Below are 16,405 nucleotides of genomic sequence, written 5' to 3'. Positions count from 1 at the left end.
TTTTCGCAGTGCGAAACAAAATATGGATTGGTATGACAATGAACGATGCAGTTGATGCAGAACAGACAGAAAAACTACTCGCGCCTTTAAGGCATGAATTATTACATCCGATTGAAGACATGCAGGATGAAAATGATCGCCAATTTATTACTGCATTAGCACGTGGTTTAGAACTATTACGTTGTTTTACGCCTAAGCATCAGCATTTGGGCAACCAAGAGCTTGCTCAGATGACTGGTTTGCCAAAACCGACCATTACTCGCCTGACACATACCTTGTCGCGTTTGGGTTATATCAAACAGGTGCCAAACTCAAGCAAATTCCAGCTTTCAGTTGGTGTTCTTGCTTTTGGTTATTCCATGTTATCTAACGTATCGATTCGCTCTATTGCTCATCCATATATGAAAAATTTGGCAGACTATGCTGGTGCTGCTGTAGCAATGGCAACACGCGATCGACTGAATATGATTTATCTTGATGTGGTACAAGGCAAAGGTAATATGACCATGCGCCGTCAAGTCGGAACCTATTTACCGATTCATTTAAGTTCGATGGGTCGAGCATGTTTAGCTGCCATGCCAGAAGATGAAAGAGAGTTCTTGCTTAATGCCATTCGTAACAAGCATAAAGAAGACTGGATTAAAATTAACCGTGATCTAGACAAAGCCTTTAAAGACTACCAAGATTTTGGATACTGTTTTTCAATTGGCGAATGGCATAAAGACGTTAACTCGGTTGCGGTTCCACTCATTCATGAACAACATGGTTTGCTGGTATTTAACTGTGGTGGTCCAAGCTTTATTATGAACCGTGAAAAACTCGAAGAAGATATTGCACCGCGTCTTTTACACATGGTGAATAATATTCGTACCGAGATTAGCTAAACGTATCTGATTTACTTATAAAGCCAGCCTTGTTTTTCAAGGCTGGCTTTTTAGTGTGTGAGTTTTAGGCTGTTTGCTTATGGAAGTTCGGTTTTCTTTTTTCTTTGAAAGCATTTAATGCTTCTTTAAATTCAGAACCCTGTAAACAACGTGAGAAAATAGTCGACTCATGATCAATACGATTGAGTAGATCATCGATTGGCATATCTCTTAGTAACTTTTTACTGAGCTGCAAGGCTTGGCTTGGTTTGTGAGCGAGTTTAATGGCTACGTCTTCAACCACTTGATCCAGCTCAGTTGCATCAAATATTTCATTAACCAAACCATAAATTTTTGCTTGGTCTGCCGAAAACTTTTCACCCAGTAAAATAAGTTCCGAAGCACGAGCAAAACCCAATAATCTTGGCAAGATGTAACTTGAACCCGCTTCGGGTACAAGTCCTAAATTCACAAAGGGGAACTGAAAAATAGAGTTTTGGCTTGCATACACAAGGTCGCAATGTAGAAGCATAGTGCTGCCAATGCCAATTGCCACACCATTTACTTTAGCAATAATCGGTTTTGGAAACGTTGCTAAGCTTTTTAAAAAAACAATCGAAGCGGGTGGTTCTGAAGTGGTGGTATCACGTTTTTCAAATGCATTGACATCATTTCCACTCGTAAATGCCGAATCTTCACCAGTAAGTATAACCACATGGACATCTTGATTGGTTGCAGCCTTATCTAATGCCTGACTTAAAGCCGTATACATTGCATAATTAATTGCATTCTTTTTAGTGGGGTTACTCATGGTGAGCGTTAGTATATTTTTATCAAAATGCTCCTGAATTGTACCTGTTTTAAGCTCGCTTTGAGTTACATTGTCCTGTTGCATCATTTATTCCTTTAAATTAACTATTTGAAAAATATATTCTTTCAGTTGGTGAAAGCTCATACTTTTCAGATAACTTGCTATCTAAAACTTAAACTTATTAAAATGATGCTATCGAAAAATAATTCCGTTATAAATTATTTTGTTTTATATTGTGGTATAAAATTTTGTATTGTGAAATTTTTATCTTAAGTCACTTTAAATGATGACAGGATTTATGCGTAAATAAGCATCTAGCTATGCTAAGGAAATAAGAGGCTAGTTATAGAACGGTGAGTGGAAAGAATATGAAGACTAAAATTACAGAACTATTTGAAATCGAGCATCCAATTATTCAAGGTGGTATGCATTATGTTGGTTTTGCAGAGCTTGCGGCTGCAGTTTCGAACGCGGGTGGGTTAGGTATTATCACTGGTCTGACTCAGCGTACGCCTGAAAATCTGGCAAAAGAAATTGCACGTTGCCGAGAAATGACCGACAAGCCTTTTGGAGTAAATTTAACCTTTTTGCCTACCGTAAATACTCCTGATTATCCGGGTTTTGTAGAAGTAATCATTAAAGGTGGAGTCAAGATTGTAGAAACAGCAGGGCGTAATCCTGAACAGGTCATGCCGTATTTAAAAGCTGCTGGTATTAAAGTAATTCACAAATGTACTTCGGTTCGACATAGCTTAAAAGCGCAGCAAATTGGATGTGATGCAGTTTCTGTAGATGGTTTCGAGTGTGGTGGGCATCCGGGTGAAGATGACGTGCCAAACATGATTTTATTGCCCTTAGCAGCTGATGCTTTAGACATCCCATTTGTTGCCTCAGGTGGTATGGCAGATGGACGCTCACTCGCGGCTGCTTTAGCAATGGGGGCCGATGGAATTAATATGGGCACCCGTTTTATTGCCACTCAGGAAGCTCCCGTACATGCAAATGTGAAACAAGCGATTTTGAATGCAACTGAAAGAGATACGCGTTTAATTATGCGTGCTTTGCGTAATACAGAACGTGTCATGAATAATGCTGCTGTTGAAAAAATTGTGGCAAAAGAAAAAGCGCTAGGCGATAACATTAAGTTTGAAGATATTATTGAAGAAGTTGCGGGAGTCTATCCAAAAGTCATGATTGACGGCGATGTTAATGCAGGTGCATGGTCATGCGGTTTAGTGGCAAGCTTGATTCATGATATTCCGACATGCGATGAACTGGTTAGCCGAATTGTCAAAGAGGCAGAAGATATTATTCGCGGACGCTTATTAGGGCTTTTATAATGAACCTTTAGCCTACTTTATATATGATCAGCACAAGCTTTAATTGTGCTGATTTTTTGCATCATGCACACAGTAATAAAGACATAAAACGGCAAAAATTAAGCCTAAAACACAGACACCTGTCCATCCAAAATGTTTCCAAGCATAACTTCCCGCTGTTGTGCCTAAAGCGCCGCCAGCAAAATAACCCGTCATATAAATCGCATTAAACCGTGAGCGTAATTCTTCATTAAGTTTAAATACAATACTTTGGTTGGTGACATGTACAGCAGAAAGAGAAGCGTAGAGAATAAGTAAGGCAATAATATAAAAAGCAAAATGGTAGGGTAAAAGTGAAAAAAGAATCCAACTTAAAATCAGCCCAATGCCGCAATAAATTGAAATTTTATGGATATAGCCTTGGTCAATAAATTTGCCTGAGAAATTAGCAACGAAAGTTCCTAACACGCCAACAAAACCGAAAAGGCCAATGGTAAAGTCGCTAAAAAAATAGGGCGCTGGAGCCAGAAGCAATGACATGGTGGTAAAGGTTAAACTCACACAAGCAAATGTAAAACCACCAATATAAGTTCTGGTTCTTAAACGTGGATTTTGAATAAAAATTTGAGGAAGAGAACGAATGGTCTTTGCATAATTTTCTGATTTGGTGGGTGGGAATAACCCAATATTACGATGCAAAACAATGGCAATGATGAGTAATAGAAAGCCACTAACCAGATAAATAATATTCCACGCAAAAAGTGTAGACATCAGCCCAGAAAGGGAACGGGCGAGTAAAACACCCATCATCAGCCCACTCAGTAAAAAGCCAACAACACGGCCACTTTGTTGAATCGGAACCAGACTTGCAGCAAGCGGTAATAAAAGTTGGGCTGCGCTGGAAAATAAACCGGTAATAACAGTGCCAAGCAGTAAAAGATAAATATTGTGTGAAAAGCCACTAATAATTAATCCGCTTGAAGCTAGTAACATAAAGATAAATAGCAGCTTGCGCTTTTCTAATATGTCACCCAACGGCATTAAAAAGAGTAAGCCACAGGCATAGGTGATTTGGGCTAGAGTGGGCACCCATGCTGTAGTGGTTTCAGTTAAATTTAAGCTTAGACTAATTGAATGAATAAGTGGCTGACTAAAATAATTTCCACCTGTACAAATGCCTGCAGCAATCGCCATTAAAATAATGGTTGGGGTATAGAGTGCGTTTTTCATCATGCCTATTGTCATAATGAAAGTGGACCTTTAATCAACACAACCATTACTGCTTGAAGTAAGAGGGTTAGTGCGTTTCATTCAAAGCATCTTGAATGTTATGCACCATGTGGATTAAACGTGGTCCAATTTCACCTTCAAGTTTTTCCGGATTTAAATGAAAACTTGGCGCACCACAGTTAAAAACATAAAGACCATGTTTGGAGCTGACCAAAGGTACAGCTACTGAGTTTACTTCTTTATGCCACTCACCCAAAGACAAACAATATCCATAATCTTGATAATCACGGAAAGCTCGTTCTAATGAGCGTTTGATGGCTGGCCAATTTTCGGGATTTTTTTGTTTCAATGCATCAAGTAGAAAGTTGCGCTCACGTTCAGGAGTCGCAGCCAAGCATGCTCGTCCCATAGAACTGCTATGCAGTGGTAAAGTCGAACCAATTGGACGGCGCATATTTAAGGCTGTTTCAATTTGCACAACGTCGATATACACCATATTTAAGCGATCACGCGTTGCCATCGCTACGGGCGCTTGAACATACTGGCTCATCTCTTCCATATATTGATGAGCAATATTACGAATCGAGATGTTAGATAAAGCTGCATATCCTAAAGATAAGACACCAATATCTAATGTGTATTTGGTCGAGTTAGGTAATTGTTTTAAATAACCTAATGACACAAGGGTATTGGTAATACGTGCAATGGTCGGTTTAGGTAAACCTGTCATTTTTGCTAATTCTTGGTTGCCAAGAACCTGGTTATTTGCAGAAAAGCATCTTAAAAGTTCTAAACCGCGTGCTAAAGAAGCAATAAATTGCGGGTTATTTTCCCGATGTATATGCGAAATAGGATCTAAACGTATCTCATCAAAATTTATTGGTTTTTCAGTTTCCGTGTTTTGAGACATTCGATCCTCAAATATAATTAAAGCAATAGTTTTGCCATTATATTTCGCTCTGCAAAATAAATCCATTCATCACTGCGCTGTTGTGATGAATGGATATCGGGTTCAATGGTTATGAAACGTTTTCAATCACCATCGCAAGACCTTGACCTACACCAATACATAGGCTCACCACGGCATATTTCTTCTTACGGCGAATTAACTCACGCGCTACTGTTAACGCAAGACGAGCGCCTGAAGCACCAAGTGGATGACCAACAGCAATCGCACCACCGTTCGGGTTCACACGGGGGTCATTAAAATCAACATTTAAACCTTTTAAACAAGATAAAACCTGTGAAGCAAAGGCTTCATTAATTTCAATAATGTCCATGTCATCTAAAGTAAGGCCTGCACGCGCAACTGCTTTTTTAATGGCTTCGATCGGGCCTGCACCCATAATGCGTGGCTCAATACCCGCTGCCGCAGCGGACAAGATTTTTGCCATTGGTTTTAGGCCATATTTTTGTCCTGCCGCTTCTGAACCAATCAAAAGTGCTGCTGCACCATCATTAATACCTGAGGCATTACCCGCAGTAACTACGCCACCTTCAAAGAGTGGTTTTAACTTTGTAAGTGCTTCAACAGTTGAGCTTGGGCGAGGGTGTTCATCTTCTGAAACGAGCTTAGGTGGCAATTTTTTGCCTTGGAAAACCTCAATTGGCGTAATTTCATCGGCAAAGAAACCTTCTTCTTTGGCTTTTTGATATTTGGCTTGTGATTGGGCTGCAAATAAGTCAGCTTGTTCACGGCTAATCCCAAACTCGGCTGCAACGTTATCGCCCGTTTCAGGCATTGAATGACCGCCGTACTGCGCAATAATTTTTTTATTTGGAAAGCGAGAGCCAATGGTGGTGTCATAAATTTTTGCATCACGGCTATAAGCACTTTCTGCTTTACCCATCACGAAGGGTGCACGTGACATACTTTCTACACCACCAGCAATATAGAGCTCGCCTTCACCACAAGTAATAGCACGCGCTGAGTCAATCACGGCACCTAAACCACTAGCACATAGGCGGTTTACCGTCTGGCCCGGTACAGTAACAGGCAAACCCGCAAGTAATAATGCATTTCGTGCCACATTACGACTATCTTCACCCGCTTGGTTGGTATCGCCTAAAATCACATCTTCAATATCCGCGCCTGGTACACCAGTTTTTTCAAGTAATTTTTGAATAACGGTTGCTGCTAAATCATCAGGGCGAATTGAGGCAAGTTCACCCGCATGACGGCCAAATGGACTACGTAAACCATCATAGATATATGCATTTAACATTGAGAAATTCCTTTTCAAGACTCGTGAGTAAAAGTAAGAGGTAAATGAAGTGCGACACGACGCTGTAACCACGGGCTAGGGCGGTAACGCGGGTCATGGGTAAGTGCTGTTATACGGTTCAGAATAAGTAAGACTTTTTCGCTACCGACTTGATCGCCCCATTCAATTGGTCCAAATGGATAGCCTAAGCCAAGACGTACTGCAGCATTAATATCATCTACTGTGGCAATATTTTGCTGGGCAATATCGCAGCCTAAATTAATAACCATGGCTAAAACGCGTTGTGCCACAAAGCCAATACTTTCATTAATCATACTGACCATATTTCCATCTAGATTGAAAATAGAGTGAGCTGCTTGACGATATTCAGGTTTGGTAACAAGTGAAGGCATTAAGGTGCGGTGCTTTGCAATGCCATAAAGCATGTCTATAGCAACAGCGTGCTTTGGATTAACCCCTAGGCGAGTGGCTGCTTGGGTTGTATCTTCACCATAACAAGCGAGTAAACATAAGCTATCTGTTTGTGGCTCAGAATTGGTGTCTAGGGCAATATTTTGCTGAGTTAAATAATCTTCGAGTTGTTTTTTATCGTCCAAGAAATCGGCAGCGATCCAAACTTTTGGATATTGTGCTAAACGCTCTACCAATTTGGCTGGTTGTTCACCTGTTTTTGAACCGGTTTCATAGTTATAAAAACCTTGATTAACCTTACGTCCAAGTTGCTTGGCATCAAGCATTTGCTTGGTCAGCGGGCTTGGTTTGTAGCGGGCTTCTTCATAGTATTGGTGATAAATCGACTCCATCACAGGATGCGAAACATCAAGACCAGTTAAATCCATTAATTCAAATGGCCCCATTCTAAAACCAACGCCGTCACGTAAAATTCGGTCAATTTCACTAATATCACAGACATTCTCGTTTAAAATTTTGAGCGCTTCAGTTCCATAAGCACGGCCCGCATGGTTAATAATAAATCCAGGGGTGTCCTTTGCTACAACAGGGCGATGACCAAATGCACGAGACAGATCGTTTAAAGCATCAATAATAAGTGGATCTGTTTTTAAACCATGAATTACTTCAACCACTTTCATGAGTGGAACTGGGTTAAAAAAGTGATAACCCACAACACGCTCAGGCTTCTTGCAATTTGCCGCAATGGCTGTAATAGAGAGAGAAGAAGTGTTTGAGGCTAAAATAGTAGTATCCGAAACAATGTCTTCAAGCTGTTGCATCAAGCTTTGTTTAATATCGAGACGTTCAACAATTGCTTCTACAATGAGGTCACAATTTTTTAAATCTTCAATTTGATGAGCAACAATTAAATGGTTATTTGCCGCTGCTGCTTGTTCAGACGTAATCTTATTTTCGTCGACTAACTTTTGAAAAGTAGCAGCTAGTTTTTCTTTGGCCTGTTCTGCAGCACCTGCTTTGGCATCATATAAATAAGTGGTATGACCTGACTGCGCAGCAATTTGAGCAATACCACTGCCCATGACACCTACACCAATCACAGCCATGCTTTTAATATCATAAGTCATGTCGATCATCCTGATGATTAATCTATATTTGAAATTAAATGGAAAAATAAGGTTGGGTGATTTAGCTTAAGCATTGTTTATCACCATCAATGGGTAAGATTTGCCCTGAAATTGAGCGACCACTATCTGACGCTAAAAATAGGCATAAATCTGCAATATGCTTTGGATTGACAAAATATTTGAGCGACTGATTTTTCAGTGCATTTTGAGTCACTTCTTCAAGTGAGGTATGCGCTACATCGGCACGGGCTTGTAATACGCGCTGAACCCGATCACCATCGACTGCCCCGGAAGAATAGCGTTAACTCGAATATTGTCTGCACCGAGTTCCATAGAAAGCGTTTTGGTAAAACCGATCAGTCCCCATTTTGAGGTGGAGTAAGCTAATCGGTATGGATAGCCTAAACGTCCGGCAATAGATGACATATTTATAATCACGCCTGCCTGTGCTTTTTTTAAATAGGGAATGGCTAACTGGGTAATTAAAAAAGTGCTATTCAGGTTTAAATTAATCACCGTGTTCCAATCTTCAAAACTTAGCTCATCTGCTGCAACGGTCGGGCCTGAGATGCCTGTGTTATTGACTAAAATATCAATACCGCCAAGTTTATGAATGGCTTGACTAAACATCAGTTTAATTTGTTCATGGTCGGCTAAATCACAGGTATATATGTGTAGCTTTGGATAATCTTGTTGAAATTGTTCTAAGCTTTTAGCATTGATATCACAAACAAAAACTTCATCCTGATTGTTTAAAAATGCCTCGGCAATGCATCGTCCTATCCCTGAACCACCTGCACTAATTAATACTTTTCTGGCCATTTTCATTCCTTTGTGATTATGGTTTTAAATTATTTACCTTGATACGACGGCTTACGCTTTTCGATAAAAGCTTGAACGCCTTCATTTTTATCTTCGGTAGAAAATAACAACTGGAATGCTTTTCGTTCTAGAGTTAAGCCTGCATTTAATGGAACATCTTCGCTCATTAGTGCAACTTCTTTAATTTGTTGCAGGGCAATAGGAGGCATTTTGGCGAGGCTTTGTGCCATTTGAATCGCAGTTGGAATAGTTTGGTCATCTTCTGTGACTTGTGAAACAAGACCAATCAAATAAGCTTCTTCGGCGTTGACCATGGCGCCTGTCATAATCATGCGCATGGCATGGAATTTACCCACTGCACGGAATAATCGTTGTGTACCACCAGCACCTGGCATTAGACCGACTTTAATTTCCGGCTGGCCAAAGGTTGCGCCTTTACCTGCAATAATAATGTCAGCATGCATTGCAAGTTCGCAGCCACCACCTAATGCATAACCATTTACAGCAGCAATCACGGGTTTAGGGCATTGGGCAATTGCATTCCAATAACGTTCGGTATGACGCAATAACATTTCTGTGGAAGTTGCGGTTGCCATTTCTTTTAAATCTGCACCTGCGGCAAAGACTTCTTCACCACCTGTGAGCACAACCGCATTGATCTCATCGTTAAAACTTAACTCGGTAAAAGCTTGTGCTAGTTGTTTGCGAACTTCACTGTTTAAAGCATTTTTTGCTTCTTGGCGGTTAATTTTAACAACTGCTATTTTTTGAATAGAAAAGTCGACTTCTACGAAATTATTCCCTGTTGACACACTCATTTTTGAATTCCTTGTTTCGCATATCAAAACTATATTCCTTTTATGATGCTTATTTTGGAATTTATTTCAAGTCTTATTTCTTTTAATAGCGTAGGTATCATCTTTTAAAATAGATAAGTTATTGATATTACGTAATGGTCTAAATTTAAATTTCGTTAAACGAAATTAATTTTCAAAAAAGCTTGAAATTTGTATTTTTGTTCTCGTACTATGAAACACATCCGCAGTAAACAAGATTTAAAACATGGTATCCAGACCAGCTGGAGATGGCTGATGGATACGATGGAAATATATAAAAAGGGAGATCAAAGATGATCCGTGATGAAGGGATGTTGGAGCAGTTACTTTCAACAATTCGAGATTTTGTAAAAAATGAATTGATCCCTCGTGAAAACGAAGTGGTAGAGAAAGACAAAATTCCAGATGACATTGTGCAGCAAATGCGTGAGCTAGGTTTGTTCGGAATCACAATTCCCGAAGAATATGGTGGCCTAGGCATCACCATGGAAGAAGAAGTCAGAGTTGCATTTGAACTTGGGCAAACTTCACCGGCTTTCCGTTCTTTAATTGGTACCAATAACGGCATTGGCTCAAGTGCAATTTTGATTGATGGCACAGAAGAGCAAAAGCAAAAATATTTACCGCGATATGCAAGTGGCGAAATTATTGGTTCATTTTGTTTAACCGAGCCTGAGTCTGGTTCTGATGCTGCCTCTTTAAAAACCAGCGCAGTAAAAGATGGTGACTTTTATGTATTAAACGGTACCAAGCGTTTTATTACCAATGCACCCCATGCTGCGACTTTTACTGTAATGGCGCGAACGAATCCTGAAATTAAAGGGTCGGGAGGTATTTCAGCTTTTTTAGTCGAAGCGAATACGCCAGGTATTACCTTGGGCAAAATTGACCAAAAAATGGGTCAAAAGGGTTCACACACCTGTGATGTAATTTTTGAAAATTGCCGTGTACCTGCTTCTGCATTGATTGGTGGCGTAGAGGGTGTTGGTTTTAAAACGGCCATGAAAGTGCTGGATAAAGGACGGTTGCACATTGGTGCCTATAGCGTGGGTGTCGCCGAACGCATGTTAAACGACGCATTGCACTATGCGATTGAGCGTAAGCAGTTTGGTCAACCTATTGCGAACTTCCAGCTTATTCAAGCCATGCTTGCAGACTCAAAAGCCGAGATTTATGCGGCTAAATGTATGGTCCTAGATGCAGCCCGCCGCCGTGATAATGGAGAAAACATTAGTACGGAAGCCTCTTGCGCAAAAATGTTTGCGACCGAAATGTGTGGCCGCGTTGCTGACCGCTGTGTACAGATTCATGGTGGTGCAGGCTATATCAGTGAATATGCCATTGAACGTTTTTATCGTGATGTACGTTTGTTCCGTTTATATGAAGGAACGACGCAAGTTCAACAACTTATTATTGCCAAAAACATGATTAGGGAAGCTACAGCCTAATAAAAAATCAAATGCCATGAGGCATGGGATGCCTCATGTTCCTTCTGAGGATATGGACATGACAACAAATACTGTGACAGAAAATATGAGTAGCACTGAAGCTATTCAAACACCCAAAAAGATTTGGATTACTGCATTTATATTCGCTTTTTTTACACTTTTATGTGATGGGGCAGATTTAGGTTTTTTGGCATTAAGCCTTACTAGTCTTAAAACAGAATTTCATTTAACTGGTGTGCAAGCTGGAACATTAGGAAGCCTGACTCTATTTGGCTCGGCCGTGGGCGGTCTCATTGGTGGTTGGGCATGTGACCGTTTTGGTCGGGTTCGTATTATTGTTTTCTTTATTGCTTATTCTTCAGTTTTAACCTGTGCGCTAGGCTTTACACACTCTTATATGCAATTTGCAGTTTTAAGAACTTTTGGAGCGATGGGTTTAGGTGCACTTTATATTGCCTGTAATATTTTAATGTCAGAAATGGTTCCGACCAAACATCGTTCTACCGTTTTAGCAACGCTGATGACAGGTTATACCTTAGGTTCTTTACTCGCGACATTACTAGCAGGACACATTATTCCTGAACACGGCTGGCGTTTCCTTTACTGGATTGCAGTTGCGCCTGTGGTGTTATCAATTTTGATGCACATATGTGTACCTGAACCTGAGTCATGGAAAAAAGCGCGTCAATTAAAAGCGTTAGAAATAGCTCAAAGTAGCCAACCTAAAAAACGTCAAAATCCATATCTTGAGATTTTAAGAGATAAAAAACATGGCACCATGTTTGTACTTTGGATTATTAGTACTGGTGCACTACAGTTTGGTTATTACGGCGTAAGTAACTGGTTACCGGCTTATTTAGAGTCTGATCTAGGCATCAAGTTTAAAGAAATGGCCATGTATATGGTGGGTACTTTCCTGATTATGATGTTCGCCAAAGTAATTGCAGGAATTGTTGCCGATAAATTAGGACGCCGCGCTGTATTCGCTTTTGGAACCATTGGTACAGCCTTATTTATTCCAGTCATTGTTTACTTAAATACACCAACCAACATTTTATGGATGATGCTGTTTTTCGGTTTCCTTTACGGTATTCCATATGCAATTAATGCCACCTATATGACAGAAAGCTTCCCGACTTCTATTCGAGGCTCGGCAGTGGGCGGTGCTTATAACATTGGCAAAGTACTTTCAATTTTTTCTCCATTAACAATTGGTTATCTATCGCAAAACGGTTCTATTGGCTTAGGGCTTTTGGTAATGGCTGCGGCTTATTTTATCTGCGGGGTAATTCCATTGTTATTTATTAAAGACCGACTATTTAACCCGCAAAAGGCAGAGTGACAGATTTATCTGTCACCTTAAATTAAGGATGAAAAGGGACAAGTGAGATGATAAATAAAATCACCAGTGACATTGAACCGATTTTAAAAGCTATTCCTGATGGTGCAACCATCATGACAGGCGGGTTTGGTGTGACGGGGCAACCTGCTGAATTAATTGAAGCCTTAATCGATTTAGGAAAAAAAGAACTCACCATTGTAAACAATAATGCAGCTTCGGGTGACCGTGGTCTAACCAAGCTGATTATTGCCGGTTGTGTCAAAAAAATGATTAGCTCATTTCCGAAATCTGCAGGATCAACCGTTTTTCAAGACTTATATAGAGCGGGAAAAATTGAGTTAGAACTGGTACCGCAAGGTAATTTGGCATGTCGTATTCAGGCAGCGGGAGCTGGTCTCGGTGCTATTTTTACTCCGACTGGTTATGGCACTAAAATTGCCGAAGGCAAAGAAACCCGAACCATCAACGGTAAAAACTATGTGCTTGAATATCCACTTGAAGCTGATTTTGCACTGATTTATGCCGATAAAGCCGACCGCTGGGGCAATTTAACTTACCGCAAAGCGGCTCGCAATTTTGGACCAATTATGGCAAAAGCCGCCAAGACCACGATTGTTCAAGTGAATGACACCGTAGAGCTAGGAACGCTTGACCCAGAGTGCATTATTACACCGGGAATTTTTGTTCAGCACGTTGTAAAAGTAGGAGATATCTAATGTCAGTTCAAAAGCGTTCTCGTGAAGATATTGCCAAACTCATTGCCAATGACATTCCTGAAGGTTCTTATGTCAATTTAGGTATTGGCTTACCGACCAACGTTGCTAAATTCTTGCCAAAAGACAAAGAAATCTTTTTACATTCGGAAAATGGTGTTTTGGCTTTTGGACCTCCACCACAACCGGGTGAGGAAGATGAAGATTTAGTGAATGCCGGAAAAGAACTTGTCACTTTGTTAGATGGTGGATGCTTTATGCATCATGGTGACTCATTTGACATTATGCGTGGCGGTCATTTGGACATTTGCGTGATTGGTGCATTCCAAGTTGCGGTCAATGGAGACTTGGCAAACTGGCATACCGGTAAAGCAGATGATGTACCTGCAGTTGGCGGTGCTATGGATTTGGCAGTCGGTGCAAAAACGATTTATGTCTATATGGAGCATGTCACTAAAAAAGGTGAGCCCAAAATTGTAAAAGAACTGAGCTATCCAATAACGGGTGAACAATGTGTCAACCGTATTTATACCGATTTATGCATTATTGAACTCAAAGACCAAAAAGCTTACGTCAAGGAAATGGTAGACGGCTTAACTTTTGATGAATTACAGGCAGTCACTGACTGTGAACTAATCGATGCACGTGTAGCCTAAATACACACGGAAAAAACGCTTCTTTAAGGATTAAAAGATGAAAAAATTAATTTTAGCTGCAGCTTGCGCTGCGGCTTCAGGGACTATTTTTGCAAATTCTTCAGATACCACAGAACAAAGAATTAATTTGCTAGAAACCGAGCTGCAAAAATTAAAAGCAGAACTTGCTGCTCAGAAACAAACTCAAAATAATTTACAGGTCAAACAGGTTAAGATCGAAGAGAACATTGAAAAAACTAAAGCAACGGTAACAGAAAAGCCTGTTGCTCCTTCATGGGTTACTTGGACGGATAACGTTAAGGTTTACGGTATTGCCCGTATTGATGCAGCGGTCGATTTTAAATCATCACCTGACTCGGGCGGTAGAACGACCAGCAGTCTGTACCGAACACCTTTTGAAAATGAAAAACGTTCGAATCATGCACGCTCTGATGCCATGATTAATGCAAGCCGACTCGGTGTTTATTTTAATAGCCCAAATAAAGCTGTGACGGGAAATATTGAAGCCGATTTCTTTGATAGCTCTAACATGGGAACGGGGGATGGTAAATTCCGTATCCGTCATGCTTTTTTCACTTATAAAGACTGGACCTTTGGTCAAACATGGTCACTCATGTCTAACATGGAAACCCGTACAGAAGCTGTTGATTACACCCAATTTGTGGGAACTTCCTATACGCGTACTCCTCAAATTCGCTATGACTGGAAAATTGATGCCAATAATGATTTAAAAGTAGCTTTGGAATATACAGGTTCGAGAGTCTCGGCATTGCCATCTTTAACGGGGCGCTATACTTTTAAACAAGGGCCTTTAACTGCTCTTGCGCAAGGTTTTATCAATGAAAAATCCGTAGATGTCGCAACTGCTACGGTGAAGAAAGTAAGCTGGGGTGCTGGAGGCGGCTTAAAATATCAACTCACGCCACAACAATCGCTACAAGCAAATTATCAATATATTGTCGGTGATCAAAAATTTATGCCGTACACCACTCAGAGTGGACTGGCAAATTCAACAAGTTTAAATGCTGCGGGAGATTTTTCTTTAAACGAAGACAAAACAGATTTGGTGATGAATAAGTTGAATAGTATCAATATTGGCTATTCATATAAATTTAATGAGCAATGGCGTGCGAACTTATCGGCTTCAATGTTTGATTATGACGACGACACGGCTTATGCCAAACTTAACCCAGATGCTAATAAACGCTTAACGGACTATGCTGCTAACGTCTTTTATTCTCCAATTGAGCAAATGGATATTGGGATGGAATATCACCAAGGCAAACGTGAAGTGTTCGATGGCCGAACCGCTGATGTGTCACGCATAAACTTTGTATCAATGTATAAATTCTAAAATAGGGCGTAGTTAAAGATGAAAACAATAGTTGAGCCCAATGCAGAAAATATACTGTCAAAAAGCTTTATTTTTATCATGGCAATGACATGTGGAATTTGTGCGGGTTCAAACTATTATAATCAGCCCTTAATCTATTCCATTGCAGAAGCATTAAAAGTCAATGCCGATCAGGTCGCTTTAACTATTGTGATTAGCCAACTGTCATATGCAGTTGGCCTTTTTATATTAGTTCCCTTAGGAGACTTTTTTGAAAAGCGTAGTTATATTTGCCTGCTCATGTGTTGTACGGGTTTTGCACAAGTAGGGTTATCTTTAAGTCAAACCTTACCAGCTTTATATGGCTTTACCTTTTTAGCTACATTTTTTTCGATTGCGACTCAAGTTTTAGTCCCTTTTGCCGCAGGTTTAGCCAGCCCGAAAAAAAGCCCTCAAGTTGTAGGCACCCTCATGAGTGGTTTGTTCTTAGGAATATTATTGGCGCGCTCTATTGCAGGCTTACTTTCTACAGTTTGGTCTTGGCATGCGGTTTATTTAATTAGCGGAATTGTCATTTTGATGTTTGCTTGGGTAATGTGGGTAAAGTTACCAGTGGCGCGAAAATCCCATCAACTCAATATTCTACAGATTTATGGTTCGTTATTTTCATTAGCTGTTCATCAGCCTCATTTGCTGCGCCGTGGTTCTGCTGGCGGAATTGGCTTTGGTATTTTGGCTCTCATTTTTACCACCATGACTTTTATTTTAGCGAATGAGCCTTATCATTTTAACGATTTCCAGATCGGTTTATTTGGAATTGTTGGATTGGCTGGCGTGTTTGCGACCCCATGGGCAGGCAAGAAAATTGCAGCAGGCCTTGAAAATAGGATTGCATTGGTTTGTATGGCACTATTAATGAGTGCATGGATACCACTATTTTTTGCACAGCAGTCTTTGGTTGCCTACGCTGTTGGCGTGATTATGGCGTATTTTGGTTTGTCAGCATTTCATGTACTCAACCAAAATCTGGTCTACCGCATTTCGGCCGAGGCACGTTCCCGTATTAATTCAATTTATATGACTTTATATTTTGGTGGAGCCGCCTTAGGTTCTTTTATTGCGGTGTATGCTTGGAAACACTGGGGATGGGAAGCATGTGCTGCTTTAGGTTTAGCAATGGCAATAACAAGTTTCGTGATTGATCGCTTAGATTTTTATGAAATGGGTAAGATTACCAAGCAAGAAAAAGCTCCATAAACAGGAGCTTTA

General features: G+C 40.3%; 14 protein-coding genes and 1 pseudogene. 8 read left to right on the top strand and 7 right to left on the bottom strand.

Annotated elements, in window-relative coordinates:
* Positions 1-38 precede the first annotated feature (38 nt).
* The gene (locus MKL35_RS14625; protein ID WP_000996083.1) at positions 39-884 is read left to right on the top strand and encodes an IclR family transcriptional regulator; all 846 of its coding nucleotides are present in this window, start codon (positions 39-41) and stop codon (positions 882-884) included.
* Between the two features lie 64 nt (positions 885-948).
* Here the strand turns inward: MKL35_RS14625 and MKL35_RS14620 are convergent, their stop codons facing one another.
* The gene (locus MKL35_RS14620; protein WP_106479441.1) at positions 949-1,758 is read right to left on the bottom strand and encodes an enoyl-CoA hydratase; all 810 of its coding nucleotides are present in this window, start codon (positions 1,756-1,758) and stop codon (positions 949-951) included.
* 284 nt (positions 1,759-2,042) lie between these two features.
* Here MKL35_RS14620 and MKL35_RS14615 point away from each other — a divergent pair, with 284 nt between their 5' ends.
* Entirely contained in the window at positions 2,043-3,014 is a 972-nt protein-coding gene (locus MKL35_RS14615; protein WP_106479440.1) for an NAD(P)H-dependent flavin oxidoreductase, read from the top strand.
* Between the two features lie 39 nt (positions 3,015-3,053).
* Here MKL35_RS14615 and MKL35_RS14610 read toward each other — a convergent pair whose 3' ends face one another.
* The 6 genes and pseudogenes from MKL35_RS14610 to MKL35_RS14585 all read right to left on the bottom strand — a co-directional run bounded on the left by MKL35_RS14610 (position 3,054) and on the right by MKL35_RS14585 (position 9,626).
* Positions 3,054-4,226, bottom strand: a complete 1,173-nt coding sequence (locus tag MKL35_RS14610; RefSeq protein WP_106479439.1) for an MFS transporter — start codon at positions 4,224-4,226, stop codon at positions 3,054-3,056.
* A gap of 64 nt (positions 4,227-4,290) precedes the next feature.
* Positions 4,291-5,133 (bottom strand): IclR family transcriptional regulator, encoded by an 843-nt coding sequence (locus tag MKL35_RS14605; RefSeq protein WP_000081482.1) that lies wholly within the window; start codon positions 5,131-5,133, stop codon positions 4,291-4,293.
* A 109-nt stretch (positions 5,134-5,242) separates the two neighbouring features.
* The gene (locus tag MKL35_RS14600; protein WP_000930801.1) at positions 5,243-6,448 is read right to left on the bottom strand and encodes a 3-oxoadipyl-CoA thiolase; all 1,206 of its coding nucleotides are present in this window, start codon (positions 6,446-6,448) and stop codon (positions 5,243-5,245) included.
* Positions 6,449-6,462: 14 nt separating this feature from the next.
* Entirely contained in the window at positions 6,463-7,986 is a 1,524-nt protein-coding gene (locus MKL35_RS14595; protein WP_270913962.1) for a 3-hydroxyacyl-CoA dehydrogenase, read from the bottom strand.
* A 61-nt stretch (positions 7,987-8,047) separates the two neighbouring features.
* Positions 8,048-8,808, bottom strand: a pseudogene (locus tag MKL35_RS14590) (SDR family oxidoreductase).
* Positions 8,809-8,837: 29 nt separating this feature from the next.
* Positions 8,838-9,626 carry an enoyl-CoA hydratase gene (locus tag MKL35_RS14585; protein ID WP_106479436.1) on the bottom strand — a complete coding sequence of 263 codons (789 nt, stop codon included), beginning with the start codon at positions 9,624-9,626 and terminating at the stop codon, positions 8,838-8,840.
* A 311-nt stretch (positions 9,627-9,937) separates the two neighbouring features.
* Here MKL35_RS14585 and MKL35_RS14580 point away from each other — a divergent pair, with 311 nt between their 5' ends.
* Genes MKL35_RS14580 through MKL35_RS14555 form a run of 6 tightly spaced genes read left to right on the top strand, consistent with a single transcriptional unit; the run spans position 9,938 to position 16,393 of the window.
* The gene (locus tag MKL35_RS14580; RefSeq protein WP_209796376.1) at positions 9,938-11,092 is read left to right on the top strand and encodes an acyl-CoA dehydrogenase family protein; all 1,155 of its coding nucleotides are present in this window, start codon (positions 9,938-9,940) and stop codon (positions 11,090-11,092) included.
* Between the two features lie 58 nt (positions 11,093-11,150).
* The gene (locus MKL35_RS14575; protein ID WP_209796374.1) at positions 11,151-12,434 is read left to right on the top strand and encodes an MFS transporter; all 1,284 of its coding nucleotides are present in this window, start codon (positions 11,151-11,153) and stop codon (positions 12,432-12,434) included.
* Between the two features lie 47 nt (positions 12,435-12,481).
* Positions 12,482-13,150 (top strand): 3-oxoacid CoA-transferase subunit A, encoded by a 669-nt coding sequence (locus MKL35_RS14570; protein ID WP_002048307.1) that lies wholly within the window; start codon positions 12,482-12,484, stop codon positions 13,148-13,150.
* Positions 13,150-13,803, top strand: coding sequence for a 3-oxoacid CoA-transferase subunit B (locus MKL35_RS14565; RefSeq protein WP_000116037.1), 654 nt, complete (start codon positions 13,150-13,152; stop codon positions 13,801-13,803). The genes MKL35_RS14570 and MKL35_RS14565 overlap by 1 nt, the downstream gene beginning before the upstream one ends.
* A 37-nt stretch (positions 13,804-13,840) precedes the next feature.
* Positions 13,841-15,157, top strand: coding sequence for an outer membrane trimeric porin-like protein DcaP (gene dcaP, locus MKL35_RS14560; protein WP_016805015.1), 1,317 nt, complete (start codon positions 13,841-13,843; stop codon positions 15,155-15,157).
* An 18-nt stretch (positions 15,158-15,175) separates the two neighbouring features.
* On the top strand, positions 15,176-16,393 hold the full coding sequence (locus MKL35_RS14555) for an MFS transporter (RefSeq protein WP_106479435.1): 1,218 nt from the start codon (positions 15,176-15,178) through the stop codon (positions 16,391-16,393).
* Positions 16,394-16,405 lie beyond the last annotated feature (12 nt).

Source organism: Acinetobacter sp. AOR41_HL (assembly GCF_027854645.1).
Taxonomy (GTDB): domain Bacteria; phylum Pseudomonadota; class Gammaproteobacteria; order Pseudomonadales; family Moraxellaceae; genus Acinetobacter; species Acinetobacter nosocomialis.
The sequence above is the reverse complement of the archived record's forward strand: the minus strand, read 5'-3'. Positions and strand labels throughout refer to the sequence as shown.